Source organism: Streptomyces fodineus, assembly GCF_001735805.1.
Taxonomy (GTDB): Bacteria; Actinomycetota; Actinomycetes; order Streptomycetales; family Streptomycetaceae; genus Streptomyces; species Streptomyces fodineus.
The window spans coordinates 3,657,505-3,675,634 of sequence record NZ_CP017248.1; the positions used below are offsets into that span (position 1 = coordinate 3,657,505).

Annotated in this window: 16 protein-coding genes; 3 read left to right on the plus strand and 13 right to left on the minus strand. The window is 71.8% G+C overall.

The window, feature by feature from the left end; all coding sequences use genetic code 11:
* Positions 1-50: 50 nt before the first annotated feature.
* From BFF78_RS14980 to BFF78_RS14995, 4 genes are all read right to left on the minus strand, one after another.
* Positions 51-806, minus strand: coding sequence for an AIM24 family protein (locus tag BFF78_RS14980; protein WP_069778809.1), 756 nt, complete (start codon positions 804-806; stop codon positions 51-53).
* Positions 807-823: 17 nt separating this feature from the next.
* Entirely contained in the window at positions 824-1,504 is a 681-nt protein-coding gene (locus BFF78_RS14985; RefSeq protein ID WP_069778810.1) for an AIM24 family protein, read from the minus strand.
* A gap of 12 nt (positions 1,505-1,516) precedes the next feature.
* Entirely contained in the window at positions 1,517-3,244 is a 1,728-nt protein-coding gene (locus BFF78_RS14990) for a TerD family protein (RefSeq protein ID WP_069778811.1), read from the minus strand.
* 129 nt (positions 3,245-3,373) lie between these two features.
* Entirely contained in the window at positions 3,374-3,970 is a 597-nt protein-coding gene (locus BFF78_RS14995) for a M48 metallopeptidase family protein (protein ID WP_069778812.1), read from the minus strand.
* A 378-nt stretch (positions 3,971-4,348) separates the two neighbouring features.
* Here BFF78_RS14995 and BFF78_RS15000 point away from each other — a divergent pair, with 378 nt between their 5' ends.
* Together BFF78_RS15000 and BFF78_RS15005 are read left to right on the plus strand one after the other, a co-directional pair.
* Positions 4,349-5,566 carry a TOMM precursor leader peptide-binding protein gene (locus BFF78_RS15000; protein ID WP_069778813.1) on the plus strand — a complete coding sequence of 406 codons (1,218 nt, stop codon included), beginning with the start codon at positions 4,349-4,351 and terminating at the stop codon, positions 5,564-5,566.
* Entirely contained in the window at positions 5,559-6,938 is a 1,380-nt protein-coding gene (locus BFF78_RS15005; RefSeq protein ID WP_069778814.1) for an ABC1 kinase family protein, read from the plus strand. The genes BFF78_RS15000 and BFF78_RS15005 overlap by 8 nt, the downstream gene beginning before the upstream one ends.
* A gap of 83 nt (positions 6,939-7,021) precedes the next feature.
* Here the strand turns inward: BFF78_RS15005 and BFF78_RS46185 are convergent, their stop codons facing one another.
* The 5 genes from BFF78_RS46185 to BFF78_RS15030 form a co-directional block, all read right to left on the minus strand.
* Positions 7,022-7,234: a hypothetical protein gene (locus BFF78_RS46185; RefSeq protein ID WP_159033006.1), complete on the minus strand. Its 213-nt coding sequence runs from the start codon at positions 7,232-7,234 to the stop codon at positions 7,022-7,024.
* Positions 7,235-7,372: 138 nt separating this feature from the next.
* Complete coding sequence (locus BFF78_RS15015; protein ID WP_069778816.1) at positions 7,373-7,696, minus strand: hypothetical protein; 324 nt, start codon at positions 7,694-7,696, stop codon at positions 7,373-7,375.
* On the minus strand, positions 7,693-8,070 hold the full coding sequence (locus tag BFF78_RS15020) for a WhiB family transcriptional regulator (RefSeq protein WP_069778817.1): 378 nt from the start codon (positions 8,068-8,070) through the stop codon (positions 7,693-7,695). The genes BFF78_RS15015 and BFF78_RS15020 overlap by 4 nt, the downstream gene beginning before the upstream one ends.
* A 171-nt stretch (positions 8,071-8,241) precedes the next feature.
* Positions 8,242-8,562, minus strand: a complete 321-nt coding sequence (locus tag BFF78_RS15025; protein WP_069778818.1) for a hypothetical protein — start codon at positions 8,560-8,562, stop codon at positions 8,242-8,244.
* 165 nt (positions 8,563-8,727) lie between these two features.
* A complete protein-coding gene (locus BFF78_RS15030) occupies positions 8,728-11,010 on the minus strand; it encodes an ATP-dependent DNA helicase UvrD2 (RefSeq protein WP_418346659.1) in 2,283 nt (760 codons plus the stop codon).
* A gap of 95 nt (positions 11,011-11,105) precedes the next feature.
* Here BFF78_RS15030 and BFF78_RS15035 point away from each other — a divergent pair, with 95 nt between their 5' ends.
* Positions 11,106-11,348, plus strand: a complete 243-nt coding sequence (locus BFF78_RS15035) for a mycoredoxin (RefSeq protein ID WP_069778820.1) — start codon at positions 11,106-11,108, stop codon at positions 11,346-11,348.
* Positions 11,349-11,401: 53 nt separating this feature from the next.
* On the opposite strand, the gene BFF78_RS15040 is transcribed toward BFF78_RS15035, so the two are convergent.
* The 4 genes from BFF78_RS15040 to BFF78_RS15055 form a co-directional block, all read right to left on the minus strand.
* Positions 11,402-12,016, minus strand: a complete 615-nt coding sequence (locus BFF78_RS15040; protein ID WP_069778821.1) for a class I SAM-dependent methyltransferase — start codon at positions 12,014-12,016, stop codon at positions 11,402-11,404.
* 10 nt (positions 12,017-12,026) lie between these two features.
* Complete coding sequence (gene nudC, locus BFF78_RS15045; protein WP_069778822.1) at positions 12,027-12,971, minus strand: NAD(+) diphosphatase; 945 nt, start codon at positions 12,969-12,971, stop codon at positions 12,027-12,029.
* Between the two features lie 148 nt (positions 12,972-13,119).
* Complete coding sequence (locus BFF78_RS15050; RefSeq protein ID WP_069778823.1) at positions 13,120-14,523, minus strand: dipeptidase; 1,404 nt, start codon at positions 14,521-14,523, stop codon at positions 13,120-13,122.
* Between the two features lie 53 nt (positions 14,524-14,576).
* Positions 14,577-18,101, minus strand: coding sequence for an ATP-dependent helicase (locus tag BFF78_RS15055; protein WP_069778824.1), 3,525 nt, complete (start codon positions 18,099-18,101; stop codon positions 14,577-14,579).
* Positions 18,102-18,130: the final 29 nt, after the last annotated feature.

The following is an 18,130-nucleotide window of genomic DNA, read 5'->3' on the forward strand; positions in this document are numbered from 1 at the left end:
TAAGGGGCGTCCGCCATGGCCGACGCCCCTTACGTTGGCTTACTGGACGCTCAGCTCCAGACGTTCCCCTGGTTCTGCGCGCGCGCCCCGTGCTGCCCCATGCCGAACTGGGCGGCGAGGCCCTGCCCGATCACCGCGTTCTGCGGCGGCAGCAGCTCACTGGGCTGGACCAGCGCGAACCCGGAGCCCATGAAGCTCAGCTCCCAGCCCTCACCGGTGTTCCCGCGCCTCCGCCACACTCCGGAGGAATGCGTCTGGGCCTGCATCTGCACGCGCAGCCCGGTGGACCAGGCGACGATCGCGTCCGCGTCGCAGTTGACGTACTTGTCGGGCGTGACCTGCATCAGCAGCGGCGCGCCGGAGGTCATCAGGGCGACCCTGCCGCGCCCGGTGATGTTCAGCTGGTACTTCCCGGAGCCGGAGATGCCGTAGAGGCTGTCGACGGCGATGACCTCGTAGTGCAGCGAGGAGTCCATGGCGAGGACGTAGGAGCTGTCGACGGTCAGCCCGTCCTGCTCGACGTCCATGATGTGCACGTGCTGGGCGAGGTTGGCGAGATACACCGTGCCCTGTCCGTGACAGCGCATCAGGTCCAGGCCCTCGCCGGTGTACGCCTGCGCGCGTGCCTGGTTGTTGCTGCGGTACTCGGCGTCGAACTCGACCAGGCCCTGGTAGGCGACCATGGTGCCCTTGCGGGCGAGGATGTCGTCGTGGCCCTCCAGGACGACGCGGAGCAGCTGCGAGTTCTGCAGGCTCCAGCGTTCCTGCGTCTGGAGGTCGTTGTGCGCGAAAAGCGGGCTCTGCATGGCTTTCTGGCTCCCCCTCAGCCCCGGATCCGGATGCGGTCGGTGCTGTCCTCGCTGGGCTGGACGACGACGATGCCCTGGCCGGAGAAGGCCATCTGGTAGGCCTCACCGCTGCCCCGGCCGATCAGCGACTGCGCCTTGAAGCTGCGCTTGCCCTTCACCTTCAGGTTCGGCGACCAGGCGACGAGCGCGTCCGGGTCGACGTACGTCTCGTCCTCACCGCCGCCGCAGTCGACGACGATCGGCTCGCCCCGGGAGGTCAGCGCGACCCAGCCCTGCCCGGAGATCCTGGTGTTCCACAGCCCCTGCCCGGCGAACTTCGCGAGCCCCTTCACACGCTCCACGCCCCAGCTGAGGTGGGCGTCGAAGGCCAGCAGGTTGGTGGCATTGACGGAGATGCCGTCGCCGTTGAGGTTGATCACGACGACGTTCGCGCCGTAGTCGGCGAGGTAGAGCAGGCCGTCCCCGGTGCACTTCATCAAAGGCGCGCCCTCGCCGGTGATCCAGTCACGGGCGATCTGGCGGACGGCGGGCGGGTTGGGCTCGTACTGGACGAAGCCTTCGTAGGCGACCATCGAGCCCACGCGCGCGAGAAGGTCGTTTCCGGTCTGCATGGCGACCTTCAGCATGTGGTTGCCGTGGTTCTCCATGCGGGCGGTGACGGGTGCGGGGGCGTAGCCCGCGAGCGGCTGGTTCATGACGGGCTCCCTCTAGACCTCGTACGGCTGGACGACGATGAAGTTGCCGGGCGCGCCCCGGAACTGGAGGTTGACGCTCTCTCCGGTGTCGCCCGGGTAGGCGTTGCGGCGCATGCGGACCTGGCTGGAGACGATCACCTGGGAGGCGGCCGACCAGGCGACGACGGCGTTGCAGTCGGCGAAGGTGGTCGGCGTGACCGGCAGGACCACGGGCGTGCCGTGCGTCTTGACGACGATCGTGCCGGTGCCCTGGAACTGCATGGTGAACAGCGCGCCACCGGGGATGCCGTGGCCCTCGATGCGGCGGACCTCGTGCTGCAGGCTCTCGTCGAAGGCGAGGACGTTCTCCGCGGACACGCAGATCGCGTCGCCCTGGAGCTCGACGGGGTGCAGATGGGTGGAGTTCTCGGCGAGGAACACCTGGCCGTTGCCTGTGCAGCGCATCAACTGCATCTCCTGGCCGGTGGCGCTGCCGACGATCCGCCCGGCGAACCCGGCGCCCTTGTAGCTGAAGTCGACCTTGCCCCGGTAGAGCACCATGCTGCCCTGCTTGGCCAGCACGGGCTGCCCGCCGATGCCGAGGTCGACGCGGATCAGCTTCTTGTTCTGCTGCGTCCAGCGCTGCCCGGTCGGCGTCTCCTTGTACGTCTGCAGCGCGGCCATCACACCGGCACCGCCCTGCGGGGCGCCCTGCGGCGCTCCGTAACCGCCCGGCTGCCGGCCGGGAACCTGTCCGTAGCCCGGCGGCATGGGCGCGGCGGGCTGGCCGCCGTAGGAGGGCTGCTGCTGGCCGTAGCCGGGGGGCATCGGCGCGCCGGGCCGGTCGCCGTACGACGGCTGCTGCGGCGGCTGACCGTAGGACTGCTGGCCGTAAGGCTGCTGGGGCGGGTGGCCGTACGGCGCGGGGGCCGGGGCCGGGGGCGGGACGGTGCCGCCGGCGGGCGGGGCGAGGGGGGCGATGACCGTGGGCGCGGCGTGCACGTTCGGCGCGGGCGCGGGGGCCGGGGGCGGGGTCTGGCCGGGCGGCGTGAAGCCCTGCGGGGGCGTTCCTCCCGGCGGCGGGGCGAAGCCCTGGGCGGCGGACTGCGGCGCGGGGGCCGGGGCGGGTGCGGGTGTGGGGGCCGGCGGGGCGGCGAATGCGGGCGGGGCGAAGCCGGGGGCGGCGTCGGTCTGCGGCTGCGGCTGCTGCTGCGGGGCGGCGGGCGCCTCCTCCTCCAGCACCTCGCCGCCGAAGTTCTTCAGCAGCGCCTCCAGGCCGCCGTCGAAGCCCTGCCCGACCGCGGCGAACCGCCAGCCGTCCTTGAAGTAGAAGTCACCGAGCATCACGGCCCGCTCGGTGGAGAACTCCTTGCCGTTGAAGGAGTACCGCGCGACCTCCTCGCCGCCCGCCACGATGCGCAGATAGCCGGGAGCGATCTGCGACATCTGCCCGGTGCCGTCGATGGTCGCCGTGAAGGACAGCTTCCGGATCTGCGACGGAATCCGGTCCAGCGTGACCCGGAACGACTCCGCGTCGCCGGCCTGGGCACCCAGCAACTGGATGGACTCCTCCGGGGACTTCGGCTGGTTGAAGAAGACGAAGTACCGGTCGTCCGAGAGCCGCTCGTCGGCGTCCAGACCGAAGCAGCTGATGTCGAAGGTCAGCCCGGGGGCGGAGATCTGCACGCCTACGTACAGATCCGTGCCTGCCGTGAGGTCACTGACCCTGGCCTTGTGGCCGCGTTGGAATTCCCTGGCCATGCGTAACGACCGTCCCCCATCCCGAATGTGAGTGCGTCGCGCCAGGCTAACGGCAAAGTCCGACATCGGGCGCAGCCGGTACAGACCCGGTACACAACCGCGCCCCGAGGCGGACACGGGGCGCCGGGCTCACTCCCCGCGGGCTCCGGGCACATGCGGCAGCCGCTCCGCGGCGACGACCCCTTCGAGGTAGCCGCGTGCCCGCTCGGTGCGCGGGTACGCCTCCAGCAGCCGCCAGAAGTCGGACCCGTGACCGGGGACCAGCAGATGGGCCAGCTCGTGGCAGAGGACGTAGTCGATGACGTACTCGGGCATTCCCTGCAGCCGGTGCGAGAGCCGGATGCTGCCCTCGGCCGGGGTGCACGAACCCCAGCGGGTGTTCTGGTTGGTGACCCAGCGTACGGAGGCGGGGCGGGCCCGGCCGTCGAAGTACTGCGCCGACAGCCGCTCGGCACGCTCGGCCAACTCGGCGTCGCCGAGCACCCGCTTGCTCTCCTGGGCAGCGAGTTTGTCGAGCATGACGGTGATCCAGCGCTGCTCCTCCGCCTTCGACATCCGGGCGGGGATCAGTACGACGGTGCGATCGCCCTCGCGGTACGCGGAGACCGTCCGGCGGCGCCGGGAACTCCTGCGGACCTCGATCGCGCTCGCCCCCGAGCCGCCGGGCGGCTGGCTCGTCGTGCTGCGCTGTGGCTTTCCGGCGCGGTGCAGTGGGTCGGCGGGCACGCCCCGACGTTACCCGTTGGGCATGGCCAAAGTCCCGGCTCCGGGAGGGTTCGATCCCGATCCCCCACCATGCGTTTGATTCCTATGATTCCTACGACTGATCCGCACATCCGGTTTTTCCGGCTCCGCGCGTCCGCATTGAGCGACTTTGCCTGATCGGTTTTGCCGGGTTCGCCGGATCGGTTCGGTGAATTCTGCCCGGCCACCTCAGATCGTCTTATATGACGAAACCCCCAGCCTGTGGACAACTCTCGGCGCCGGACGGACGGGTGCGGCATGCTGGCAGTCGTCGGCGGGGCGCGACCGGCCCCACCGGCGATCAGATGTTGGGATGCTTTCGGACGTTTGGGATGCTTTCAAGGGATACGGGGGCCAGTCATGCATCCGATGATGAAGCCCGCGCTACGGCGCGGCTGGCGTGATCGCGACACCGTGCAGTTCGGGATGACCCCGGCGCACGCACTGGCGCTGGGACCGATGGACCCGGCGACGCGCGGCTTTCTGGATCTGCTCAACGGCACACGCGGGCTGCCACTGCTGCGCGAGGAGGGCAGCCGTATGAACCTCCCGGCCGGCCAGGTCGACACCCTGCTTCAGCGGCTGGCCCGCGCGGGCCTGGTGGACGACGCACGCGGCGGCGGACCGGCCGCGGACACGCTGCGCGAGAAGCCGGACGTCCTGCGGCGGCTGCGCCCCGACCTCGCCGCACTGTCCCTGACCACGACCGAGCCGGGCGGCGCACTGGCCCGGCTCGCCGCCCGCCGCGCGCTGCGCGTGCGGGTGCGGGGCGCGGGCCGGGTCGGCGCCGTACTGGCGTCGGTGCTGTCGGGCGCCGGAGTCGGCGAGGTCGACGTGCGCGACATGGGATGCGTGGAACCATGGGACGTGGCACCGGGCGGACTGCCCGCCGAGTCGCTCGGCGAGCGCCGGGACACGGCGGCGCGAGCCGCGGTGCGCCGTGCCGCACCCGACCGCCCACCGCGCCACGCCCACTCCCCCGGCTCCGGCGCCCGGGACCGCGGACTCGACCTGGTGATCCTCACACCCCGGGACGACGTGGCCGTGCACGCCCCCGACCCGGCCGAAGCCGAGCCGCTCATGGCCTCGGGAACGCCGCATCTGTACGCCGGTGTCGTCGAGGGCACCGGTGTCGTCGGACCACTCGTTCTGCCCGGCACATCGGGCTGCGCCGGCTGTCTCCACCTCGGCCGCGGGGACCGGGACCCGGCCTGGCCCCGGCTGACCGCCCAGTGGCGCTGCGGCAGGGCCCGCCCGGTCGGGGCCTGCGATCTGACGCTGGCCACGGCGGTCGCCGGACTGGCCGCGGCACACGCGCTGACCTTCCTCGACGGGCAGTCGCCGTCCAGCACAGGCACCCGCTGGGAGGTGTCCGCGCCCGGCATGGACTGGCACGCCCGACCGGTCCGGCCGCATCCGGCATGCGGGTGCGGCGCGGCGGAGAGAGGTAAGAAGGGGGAGCACTCCTCAACCGGCGGCGGACCGCGCGCGACAATGGCGGTGCAACGGCCGTCCACGCAGCGACGACGCAAGGCAGGCGCGGCACGGCCGACTGGGACTTGGAGGGCGCATGTCTGATCTTCCCCGGAAGGCGGTCACCCGTACCGCCAAGCTCGCCGCGCTCCCGCTCGGCATCGCCGGCCGGGCGACCTGGGGGCTGGGCAAGCGGATCGTGGGCGAGTCCGCGGAGATCGTCGGCCGTGAACTGCAACAGCGCACGGCCGAGCAGCTGTTCAAAGTGCTCGGCGAGCTGAAGGGCGGTGCGATGAAGTTCGGGCAGGCGCTGTCCGTCTTCGAGTCCGCACTGCCCGAGGAGGTCGCCGGGCCCTACCGCGCGGCCCTGACCAAGCTGCAGGAAGCGGCGCCGCCGATGCCGACCCGCACGGTGCACGCGGTGCTCACGGAGCGACTGGGCCCAAACTGGCGTGATCTGTTCGAGGAGTTCGAGGACAAACCGGCCGCCGCGGCCTCGATCGGGCAGGTGCACCGGGCCGTGTGGCACGACGGCCGCGAGGTGGCGGTCAAGGTGCAGTACCCGGGCGCCGGCGAGGCCCTGCTCTCCGACCTGGGTCAACTGAGCCGGTTCGCCCGCCTGTTGGGGCCGCTGATTCCCGGCATGGACATCAAGCCGCTCATCGCGGAACTGAAGGACCGCGTCTCCGAGGAACTGGACTACGGCCTGGAGGCGCAGGCCCAGAGCGCTCACGCGGAGGAGTTCGCCGACGACCCGGACGTGGTGGTCCCTGCGGTGGTGCACCAGTGCGATCAGGTCCTGGTGACCGAGTGGATCGACGGCATCCCGTTGTCGGAGGTGATCTCGGACGGCACCGAGGAGCAGCGCGACCGCGCCGGCCAGCTCCTGGCCCGGTTCCTCTTCTCGGGCCCGGCCCGCACCGGACTGCTGCACGCCGACCCGCACCCCGGCAACTTCCGGCTGCTGCCCGGCGGCCCGGCCGGCGAGGACGACTGGCGCCTGGGCGTCCTGGACTTCGGCACGGTCGACCGGCTGCCCGGCGGACTGCCGTTGCCGATCGGCGTCTCCCTCCGCATGACCCTGGACGGCGAAGCCGAGCCGGTCTACGAACTCCTCTGCGAGGAAGGGTTCGTGAAGGAGTCCATAGAGCTGGACCCCGACGCGGTCCTCGACTATCTGCTGCCGATCATCGAACCGGCCCGGGTCGAGGCGTTCACCTTCACCCGCAGCTGGATGCGCAACCAGGCCGCCCGCATCGCCGACCCCCGCTCCCCCGCCTACCAGCTGGGCAAGCGGCTCAACCTGCCGCCCGCCTATCTGCTGATCCACCGGGTGACCCTGAGCACGATCGGCGTCCTGTGCCAACTGGGTGCCACGGTGCGGCTCCGCGAGGAACTGGAGGAGTGGCTGCCGGGGTTCGTCCCCGACGCCTTCGATGACGAACTGACCGAGGAGGAGCCTGCGGCGGAGGCTTGATCCGGGGTGCCTGGAATCGGGGGCCCTGGGTCCTTGAAGGGGGTGGGGGGGAGGGGAGGGGGGAGGGGCCCCCGAGAAGCGGCTCACCACCAGGACGAGTCCAGCCGCCCCTCGATCGCCCTCAGGTTCTCCCTGGAGCAGGAGTCGCAGAAGTACTGGCGGACGCCATTCTCCACGGAGCAGGTCCAGGTGGCCGGCGGGGGGCCGTCGGCGGGGGTGCCGCAGCGGGCGCACACGAGCACGCGGCGCTCCGGGGTGGAGCCGCCCTGATCACTTCCTCCGGGAAGACTCGTCACCCGGCGACGATAACTCCGTCGGCGGCGGATCGCCCGCGCAACGCACCGCGGGGGCCGGTCCGTTCGGCCGGACCGGCCCCCGCTCGAGAAGGCTTCGCCTCCCGGGCCGGGAGGCCACCGCTTCTGCAGGTGTGATCGTTACTGCATGACGGCCATGGCGAGCGCGCGGCGGGCGCGCAGCGAGGCGCGCTCGGCCCTGCGCTGCATCCGCTGGGCGGCCGCCAGGCGCACGGCCCGGCGTTCCCGCACGGCCTCATGGAGTCGCTCGTGCATATGCGCACGAGCCAGGGCTTCTTGCATGAGTTGCATCTCTCGGGTCCTGTTCTGGCGCGCTTCACTCGCGCCGGTGGTGGTGACGTCTGGGGTCGCGGAGCCTGCGAGCTCGCTGGTGGACGGCTTCATCGGGGCCTGCTTCTTGGGGTCGTGCGTGAGGGGACGGTCGATCGTTCCTGCGGTGTTCATGCCGTGACCGGGTTCTTGCGCGGGCGACCACGCGGCCGCTTCCGGGCGACGACGACACCCTGGACGAACAGCTCGCCACCCCAGACGCCCCAGGGCTCACGCCGCTCCTTGGCGCCGGCGAGGCAGGCCTCGATCAGCGGGCAGGTGCGGCAGAGGGACTTGGCGTACTCGACGTCCGCCGGCGACTCGGCGAAGAAGACCTCCGGGTCGTAGGAACGGCAGGGGACGGGTACGCCGAGGTTCTCGATGGCGTCGTCGAGCGCGGTGAGCGCGGTGAGGGGGGCGAGGGGGGTCAAGGTGGAGTCCTCCGTGAGGCCGGGCGGGGGGATCGTTTGCGAAGGCGGTACGGACGGGGCGTGCGCTTCGAGTTGCACGGTTGGTCTTCCTCGTCTGGTCGTTCCGGCCGGTTGACCGGGTGTCGGCTGGTACCGGGTTCTTTTCTTGTCCCGAGGCCCCCTCGGTCCGTCGTCCCCGTTCGGGGAAAACAGAAGGGCCGCGGATCCCGGGTGGGGTTCCGCGGCCCTGAAGGCGCCGGCCTGATCGGATCAGGCTGGATCACTCCAGGGTTTTGGCCCACGGAAGGCCCACATCTGGTGGTGCTGCGTCGTCTGCTTCCGGAATCCGGCACCGGCCGCCGCAAAGGCATAGGCCTGTGCCTGTGCCGCTACCGCTTCCAGTGCCTTGGTCGGTCGCTCATTGCGCTCACGGACGGGAAGGCCCGCGGGTGCAAGGGAGAACGCCGGACGCTCGGCACGAATGCCGGACAGACCGGTGCCCTGGTGGAAGGCGCCGAGCATGCACAGGGAGACGGCCGAGCGATCGGTCAGTTTGGCCGTGCTGGTGGTGCTGGTGTTGATGCTGATCACTGGACTCGCCTCCTCTCGGCGTCTTGGGGGACTGGGGTGAACCAGTCCGTTCGGATATGCAAGTACATCACGGAGCTGGGCCCTTCGAGAAGGCCGCGGCTTCCGTGCCTAGAACCTATGGGGATTGCCGGGGCATGCGCAAACTATTTTTTCGACGAGTTCGTATCAGTCGTCCTCGTCGGCGTCCCCGACGTCGTGACCTGCGCAGATGGCCAGAACGTCGGTTCCGTAGCTGCGCAGCTTGCGGCTGAGGACACCGGGGATGCGGGACAGCTCGGCGGAACTCTCGGGCCGGGCCTCGGCGATGGCCATCAGGGTGCGGTCGGTGAAGACGCAGAAGTCCGGCTGTCCGCTGCGCTCGGCCTGTACCGCCCGCCACTCGCGCAGCCGTTCGTAGAGCCCTTCGTCCATGTCCGAGGGGCAGTCCTCACAGCGCATCAGTTTCATCTCGCCCGCTTCGGTGAGCGTGCGGCCGCAGACCCGGCAACGGGCGGGGGTGCGCTGGGCACGCCGGGGAGCGGTGGCGGTTCCTGCGACTGTCCCGCGCTCGACGCCTCCGGTGCCGCCGCCGCCCGTGTGGCCGACGGTGGCGGTGGTGCCGGGACGCAGCCCGTCGAGGAAGCGGCTCGGTCTGCGGTTGGGACGGCCGCCCGGCGAGCGGGACAGCGCCCAGGAGACATGGAGCCGTTCCCGCGCGCGGGTGACACCGACGTAGAGGAGCCGGCGTTCCTCCTCGATCTGCTCGTCGGTCCTGGCGTAGGTGATGGGCAGCATGCCCTCGGCGATGCCGGCCAGGAAGACGACGTCCCACTCCAGGCCCTTGGCGGCGTGCAGGGAGGCGAGGGTGACGCCCTGGACGGTGGGGGCGTGCTGGGCGTTCGCCCGCTCGTCCAGTTCCGTGACGAAGTCGCCGAGGGCGGCGCCGGGCTTGGCTGCGGCGAGGTCCTGGGCGAGGTTGACCAGGGCGGCGAGGGATTCCCAGCGCTCTCTGACGACGCCGGAGCCGGCCGGGGGCTCGGTGGTCCAGCCCTCTCCGGACAGGACGGCACGCACCTGGGAGGGCAGGTCCACGGCGTCGTCCAGAAGGGAGTCGTTGCCGCCGAAGCGGGCCGCGCCGCGCAGGGCGATGCCGGCCTTGCGCACCTCGGGCCGGTCGAAGAAGCGCTCGGCGCCGCGCAGCTGGTAGGGGACGCCGGCGTCGGCGAGGGCCTGCTCGTAGGTCTCGGACTGGGCGTTCGTACGGAACAGGACGGCGATCTCGGCGGCCGGGACGCCCGCGTCGATCAGCTCGCGGATGCGGCGGGCGGCGCCTTCGGCCTCGGCGGGCTCGTCGGTGTACTCGGTGTAGACCGGCTCGGGGCCGGGGGTGCGCTGGGAGACCAGTTCCAGCCGGTGGTCGGCGGCGCGGCCGCGGGCCTGGGCGAGCAGGCCGTTGGCAAGGTGGACCACCTGGGGGGTGGAACGGTAGTCGCGGACGAGTTTGACGACGGTGGCGCCGGGGTGCCGGGTGCGGAAGTCGAGAAGGTGGTCGGGTGTTGCTCCCGTGAACGAGTAGATGGTCTGGCTGGCGTCGCCGACGACGCACAGGTTGTCGCGGTCGCCGAGCCACAGCTCCAGCAGCCGCTGCTGCAGGGGGCTGACGTCCTGGTATTCGTCGACGACGAAGTGCTGGTACTGCGCGCGAACCTGTTCGGCGATGTCGTGCCGGTCCTGGAGGATGGCGACGGTCAGGAGCAGGACGTCCTCGAAGTCGATCACCGCGCGGTCGCGCTTGAGGTCTTCGTAGGCCGCGTAGAGATGGGCGATCTCGGCGGGGTCGCGCGGGACCTCGCGGCCAGCCTTCGCAGCCGCGTACGGGTAGTCGGCGGGGATGGTCTGGGTGACCTTGGACCATTCGATCTCGGCGGTGACGTCCCGCAGCTCGCCCCGGTCGAGCCGGGTGCCCAGGCTTGCGGCGGCGTCGGCGACGAGCTGGATCTTGCGGTCGATGAGCCGGGGCATGCCGCCACCGATCGCTTTCGGCCAGAAGTACTGCAGCTGGCGCAGGGCAGCGGAGTGGAAGGTGCGGGCCTGGACGCCGTGCGCGCCGAGCTGGCGCAGCCGGCCGCGCATCTCTCCTGCGGCGCGGTTGGTGAAGGTGACGGCGAGCACGCTGGAGGGCTGGAGGATTCCGGCGCGCACTCCGTAGGCGATGCGGTGGGTGATCGCCCGGGTCTTGCCCGTGCCCGCTCCGGCGAGGACGCACACCGGGCCGTGCAGGGCGGTGGCCACCGCGCGCTGCTCGGGGTCGAGCCCTTCGAGCACCGCGTCGGCAGAGTCCGGTGCCTGCGGGAAGAGGGTGGAGTGCGTTGCTGCTGTCACACCGCCATGCTGCCAGGTCGCCCGGGACTGCCGTGCCGGTTGTCCACAGGCGGGCACCGATAGTCGTATGAATGCGGCAGGCGTCACAGCGGCCTGTGGATACCCCCGGTGGGAATGGCCGGCGGCTCGCGTACGTTCTCCCCCTGGACGACTTTCCGAGCTGCCTGAGGAGCGCGAGAGACATGCAGGGCACTGTGACGATGTACAGCACGACTTGGTGCGGCTACTGCCGGCGGCTGAAGAGCCAGCTGGAACGGGAGGGCATCGCCTACACCGAGATCAACATCGAGCAGGACCCCGAGTCCGCCATTTTTGTCGAGAAGGCGAATGGCGGAAACCAGACGGTCCCGACCGTGCTCTTCGCGGACGGCACCACGCTGACGAACCCGTCGCTGGCCCAGGTGAAGCAGAAGCTCGCCGCGTGACGTGCCGCGGGTTTCCGCGGTGATCACGGCAAGGGCGGCCCCTGATCCTTCTTTCAGGGGCCGCCCTGCTGTGTCTTGTCCCAGACGACGACGTAGCGCCACAGCAAGCGGCGCCGGTAGCGGCAGCCGGGCAGCAGGCGGTGGGCGGCCTCGCGGACCTCGGCCCAGTGCATGGTCGACTTCTCCATGGGCATGTCGGCCGGGCCGCGCTTGCCGCCGTGCAAGCGCGCGAGCAGTCTGCTCACGGGCAGCCCGCAGCCGCTGATCAGCCAGTCGCGCAGGGTGTGGTTGCGGGCGAGCCCGACCACGACCAGTCGGCCGCCGGGCGCGACCAGCCGGGTCAGGGCGCCGATCGCGTCCTCGAACCGGGTGTGGTGCACGACCGCGACCGCGCTGACGAACGCGTAGGCGCCCGCGGGCAGCGCGGCGCCGTCCAGGTAGTCGGCCTGCACGAAGCTGACGTTCCCGGGCTGCTGGGCGCGGGCCTGCCGGATCATCTCCGGCGAGCGGTCCACGCCCGTCACCTGCTCCGCCCGAGCCGCGAGTTTGCGGGCCAGCAGCCCGTCGCCGCAACCGACGTCCAGGGCCACGCCGCAGCCGTCGAGTACGGCGGCCAGTACGGCGCGGTGATAGTGGACGTTGTGGTTCCAGTACGGGTCGCCGGTCACCGGTGACGCCTCAGACGAAGCTGCGCGTCGGCAGCGGCTTGCCGTACCACATCTCGATCAGGCGGGCCGCGATGGAGATGCCGTAGGGCGGCAGCACCTCGCCGGACTCGAAGGCGTCGTGCAGTTCCTCGCGGGAGAACCAGCGGGCCTCGTGGATCTCGTCGCCGTCCACGTCGATCTCGGTCGAGGTGGCGCGGGCCATGAAGCCGAGCATCAGGCTGGACGGGAAGGGCCAGGGCTGGCTGGCCACGTACTCCACGGGACCGACGGTGACGCCGACCTCCTCGGACACCTCGCGGCGCACCGCCTGCTCGATGGACTCGCCGGGTTCGACGAAGCCGGCGAGCGTGGAGAAGCGGCCCTCGGGCCAGTGGACCTGGCGGCCGAGCAGGATGCGGTCGTCCGCGTCGGTCACGGCCATGATCACTGCGGGGTCGGTGCGCGGGTAGTGCTCGGCGCCGCAGGCCGGGCAGCGGCGGATGTGGCCGGCGGCGGCGATGACCGTGCGTTCGCCGCAGCGGGAGCAGAAGCGGTGGGTGCGCTGCCAGTTCTCCAGGCCGACCGCGTGCACCATGAGCCCGGCGTCGCGTGGGGAGAGCAGCAGGCCCGCCTCCCGCAGCCCGGCGGGACGCGCGGACTGGTCGATACGGCCGGGCAGCGCGTCCTTCTGGAGCGCGAAGTAGCTGACGCCGTCCTCGTCGATGCCGAGGAAGTAGCGGTGCGCCTCGGTGAGCGGGGCCTCGAAGGAGGGTGTCATGACGAGTTCGGTCCGGCCGTCCGGGGTCTCGTCGATGAGTACCTGACCGCCGGAGACCACGAAGCAGCGGGTCGTCGGGTGGCTCCACGCCGCCGCGAGCCAGGCCTCGTCCAGCCGGTGGTGGGCGGCGCGGTCGATGCCGCTCGGTGCGGTCAGCGAGATGGGTCGATCGGCTGTGTCGTCGGTCCAGGTGGTCACGGGTGCTTCCAACTCCCCCAGGGCAGCGGTTCGTTCGGCGGGCGGTTCGGCGGGACGTACGGCGGGAGGCACCGGACGAGGGCTGGGCGGCCGGGGCGGTCGTTCCAGTGTGCCCGGCTGCGGTGCCCTCCCGTATGTCGTCGGCGGGTCAGGGCGTGGGACGCCAGTGCTCGGCCAGGTCACCCCACAGGTAGGCGCTGGTCTCGACACCCTTGAGCAGGAGGTCCAGCTCGATCTTTTCGTTGGGGGCGTGCCAGCCGTCGGAGGGGACGGAGATGCCCAGGAAGAGCACGGGGGCGCCGAGGACTTCCTGGAGGTCGGCGGCGGGTCCGGAGCCGCCCTCGCGGGTGAAGCGGACCGGTCTTTCGAAGGCGCGGCCCATAGCGCGGGCCACGGACCGCAGCGCGGGGTGGTCGAGGGGTGTCAGGCACGGGCGCGTGGCCGCGGCGAAGACGATCTCGTGCCGGATCCCGGCGGGCAGCTGCTCCTCGGCCCAGGCGCGGACGGCCTGCTCCACCTGGTCGGGGTCCTGGCCGGCGACCAGCCGGAAGGACAGCTTCACCATGGCCGTGGACGGGATGATCGTCTTGCTGCCGGGGCCCTGGTAGCCGCCGCCGATGCCGTTGACCTCGGCGGTCGGGCGGGCCCAGATGCGTTCGAGGGTGCTGTAGCCGGCCTCGCCGTGGGTGGCTCGGGACTTGGCGGTGTCCAGCCAGCGCTGTTCGTCGAAGGGCAGCTCGGCGAACAGCTCGCGCTCGCGGTCGGTCAGTTCCACGATGCCGTCGTAGAAGCCGGGGATCGCCACGCGTGCGTGCTCGTCGTGCAGGGCGGCGGCCAGGCGGGCGGCCGCGGTGGCCGGGTTGGGTACGGCGCCGCCGAAGGAGCCGGAGTGGATGTCCTGGTCGGGGCCGTACAGCCGGATCTCGCACTCGGCGAGGCCGCGCATGCCGGTGCAGACGGTCGGGGTGTCCTCGGACCACATGCCGGTGTCCGACACGATCACGGCGTCGGCGGCGAGCCGTGAGGCGTGCTCCTCGACGAGGGCGCGGAAATGCGGGGAGCCGGACTCCTCCTCGCCCTCGATCAGCAGCTTCAGGTGGACCGCTGGGGCGGTGCGGCCGGTGGCGGCGAGGTGGGCGCGGACGCCGAGTGTGTGGAAGAACACCTGGCCCTTGTCGTCGGCCGCCCCGCGCGCGTAGAGACGGTTTCCGCGGACGACCGGCTCGAAGGGGTCGCTGTCCCAGCCGTCCTCGCGGGCGGCGGGCTGCACGTCGTGGTGGCCGTAGACGAGGACGGTGGGCGCCTCGGGGTCGTCCGAGGGCCACTCGGCGAAGACGGCCGGAGCGCCCGGGGTCAGCCAGACCTCGGCGGTCGGGAAGCCGGTCTCCTTGAGCTGGGCGGCGAGCCAGTCGGCGCTGCGCCGTACGTCGGGCGCGTGGTCGGGCTGGGCCGACACGGACGGGATGCGCAGCCATGCCGCGAGGTCGTCGAGGAAGGCGGCGCGGTGCTGCTCGATGTACGTACGGACGGCGCTGTCCGGGGTCTGGCTCATGTTCACGAGCCTATCGGCCCGCACTGACATCCTCGGCGGGCGGTTCGTCACACTCAGGTCGTTCGGTGTGCCACTTCGGCGTCTTCCGTGAGGAGCCGTTCGAGGGCGGCCCGGTCCGGCAGGTCGTGCGGTCGTACGACCTCGCCGCTGCGCACGTACAGGAAGGCTACCGTGACCGACTCGGGCGGTACGCCCTGCTGCTCGGCCCAGGCCAGCCGGTAGATGGCGAGCTGAAGCGGGTCGGCGCTGCGGGTGCGGCTGGTCTTCCAGTCGACGATCTCGTACGTCGCCTGGTCGCCGTCGCCGTGCTTGTAGACCGCGTCGATCCGGCCCCGCACGACGCGGCCGGCGAGGGTGAGCTGGAAGGGGGACTCGACCCGGTAGGGGGTGCGCCGGGCGTACTCGCTGCGTTCGAAGGCCTCCTTCAGGGCTTCCAGGTCGTGTTCGTCGGCGATCTCGGCATCGCTGCCGGGCAGCTCGTCGGGCTCCAGCAGGGGCAGTGTCAGTTCCTCGAAGCGGGCTTCGACCCAGGCGTGGAAGCGGGTGCCCCGGCGCGCGGCCGGTTGCGGGGGGCGCGGCATGGGGCGCGCGAGTTCCTGTGCGAGCCCGTCCGGGTCCTCGGCCAGGCGCATCAGCTGGGACGCGGTGAGCGTGACGGGCAGCGGGACGTCGGTGACGGCCTGCCGGGCGCGCAGCAACTCTCCGGTGAGCGCGTCCAGGTCACGGTCCCAGGAGGCGATGGTGCGGGCCTCCTCGGGGGTGAGGTCACCGTCGTACGACGCCTCGGCGGGACGGTGCGGCGGGGCGGGCGCCTGGTGCGGGATCGTGGGCCGGCGGCCGGCGCTCCGGGTGTCCCGGTCGGCGCGGTCGGCTGCGCCGGGGGCGTCCGTGTCGTACGGCGGTTCCTCGTCGCCGAAGGGGTCCTCGTCGTACGGGAAGTCCTCGTCGTACGTGTCGTAGGGCGCGTCGTCGTAGGACTCGTCGCCATAGAGGTCGTCGTCCGGCGGCGGGGGCCAGTCCGGGTCGTCGAGGGCGGCGGGGTCGTGGGCGGCCGGCGGGTGGCCGGTGTCCTGGGCGGCGAGGGCGTCCAGGTGGGCGAGGACGGTCTCGGCGGCCGCGCGGCGGCGGGCCAGGGCGGCGGCATCCAGCGGGAGCGGCCAGACCTGGTCGGCGTCGGCGGTGTGCAGGGCGGGGTTCTCCGCGTCCTCGGCAGGCTCCTCGGCCCACGCCTCGATCTCGCCGTGTCCGGCGGCACAGTGGTCGTGGAGTGCCTGGAGGAAGCCGGAGGGGCCGCGCTTCTTCTTCTGGCTGGGTCCCCACCAGTGGCCGGAGCCGAGCAGCAGGGAGCGGGGGCGGGTGAAGGTGACGTAGCCGAGGCGGAGCTCCTCGGTGTGCTGGTGGTCCTTCATGGCCTCATGGAAGGCCTTCATGCCGCGCGCGTCCCAGCCCTCGATGTCGGGCAGGGTGTCGGAGTCGCCACGCAGGGCGTGCGGCACCACCTTGGCCTGCGCCGTCCATTTCTCGCGGCCCTGTGCGCTGGGGAACGTGCCCTTGACCAGTCCGGGAACGGCCACGACGTCCCACTCCAGGCCTTTGGACTTGTGGGCGGTGAGCACCTTGACGGTGTTCTCGCCGCCGGGCAGGGCGTTGTCGAGGCCTTTCTCGTACTGCGCGGCGGTGCGCAGGAAGCCGAGGAAGGCGAGCAGGGTGGCGTCCGCGTCGCTCGCCGCGAAGGAGGCGGCGATGTCGAGGAAGTTGGACAGGGTCTCGCGGCGGCGGGCGGCCAGGGCGTGCGGGGACGCCGACAGCTCCACCTCCAGGCCGGTGACGGCGAGAACGCGGTGCAGGACGTCCATCAGCGGGTCGGACAGCGAGCGGCGCAGGTCACGCAGTTCGGCGGCCAGGTGCGCGAAGCGCACGCGCGCGTCCGGGGAGAACGGCAGCTCGTCGTCGTCCCCCTCGCCGTTCAGGGGTGTTTCGAGGAAGGTGTCGAGGGCGTCCGCGAGCGATGTCACCTCGGCCGGGTCGACCCCTTCGACGGCGGCGGCGAGCCGGCGGTCCGGGTCGTCGGTGTCGTCCACGCGCGTGTGGACGACCAGCAGGCGGGCGCGGCGGCCGAGCAGGGCGAGGTCGCGGGGGCCGATGCGCCAGCGCGGGCCGGTCAGCAGGCGTACCAGGGAGGCGTTGGCCCCGGGGTCCTGAAGGACCTCGCAGACGGCGACGAGGTCGGCGACCTCCGGCAGGTGCAGCAGCCCGGACAGGCCGACCACCTCGACGGGGATGTCCCGGGCCACGAGGGCGCCCTGGATCTCGGCGAAGTCGGTGGCCGTGCGGCACAGTACGGCGATCTCGCCGGGGGCCGTGCCGGTGTGCACGAGGTGGGCGATGGAGTCGGAGATCCAGCCGATCTCCTCGGCGTGGGTGGGCAGCAGGGCGCAGCGGACCGTGCCGTCGTGCTCGGCGCCGGGGGCCGGGCGCAGGGCCTCCACGCCCGCGTGCATGGCGCGCAGGGGCTCGGCGAGACCATTGGCGAGGTCGAGGAGGCGGCCGCCGCTGCGGCGGTTCTCGCTGAGCGCCTGACGGGTGGCGGGGCGGCCGTCGGCGTGCGCGAAGTGGGCGGGGAAGTCGTCCAGGTTGGCGACGGAGGCGCCGCGCCAGCCGTAGATGGCCTGGCAGGGGTCGCCGACCGCGGTCACCGGATGGCCCGTACCGCCGCCGAACAGGCCTGCCAGCAGGACGCGTTGGGCCACGGAGGTGTCCTGGTACTCGTCCAGGAGCACCACGCGGAACTCCTCGCGCAGCAGGCGGCCCACCTCGGGGATGCGGGCGAGCCGGGCGGACAGGGCGATCTGGTCGCCGAAGTCGAGCAGGTCGCGTTCGCGCTTGGCCGTGCGGTAGCGCCGGACGAGTTCGGCCAGTTCACGGCGGGCGGCGGCCGTCTCGGGGACCTTGCGCAGCTCGGCGTTGGTGAGCTTGGCGCTCCGCAGGGTGTGCAGCAGCTCCGCGTCAAAGGCGCGCACGTCCTCGGGGTCGACGAGGTGTTCGGCGAGTTCGGAGTCGAGGGCGAGCAGGTCGCTGACGAGGTCGGCGAAGGAGCGGGTCAGCGCGGGGTAGGGGCCGGGGGCCTCGCGCAGCACGCGCGCGGCGAGCTGGTAACGGGTGGCGTCGGCGAGCAGCCGGGAGGTGGGTTCCAGGCCGAGGCGCAGGCCGTGGTCGGTGAGGAGGCGGCCGGCGAAGGAGTGGTACGTCGAGATCACCGGCTCGCCCGGCGGGTTGTCCGGGTCGATGACGTCCGGGTCGGTCACGCCGGCCTTGATCAGTGCTTTGCGGACGCGTTCGGCCAGCTCGCCGGCGGCCTTGTTGGTGAAGGTCAGGCCGAGGACCTGTTCGGGGGCGACCTGGCCGGTGCCGACCAGCCAGACCACGCGGGCGGCCATCACGGTGGTCTTGCCCGAGCCGGCTCCGGCCACGATGACCTGCGGGGCGGGCGGCGCGGTGATGCAGGCCGTCTGCTCCGGGGTGAACGGGATGCCGAGGAGCTCTTTGAGCTGCTCGGGGTCGGTGATACGGGCGGGCATGTCGAAAGAGGCTAGCGGCGAGCACTGAC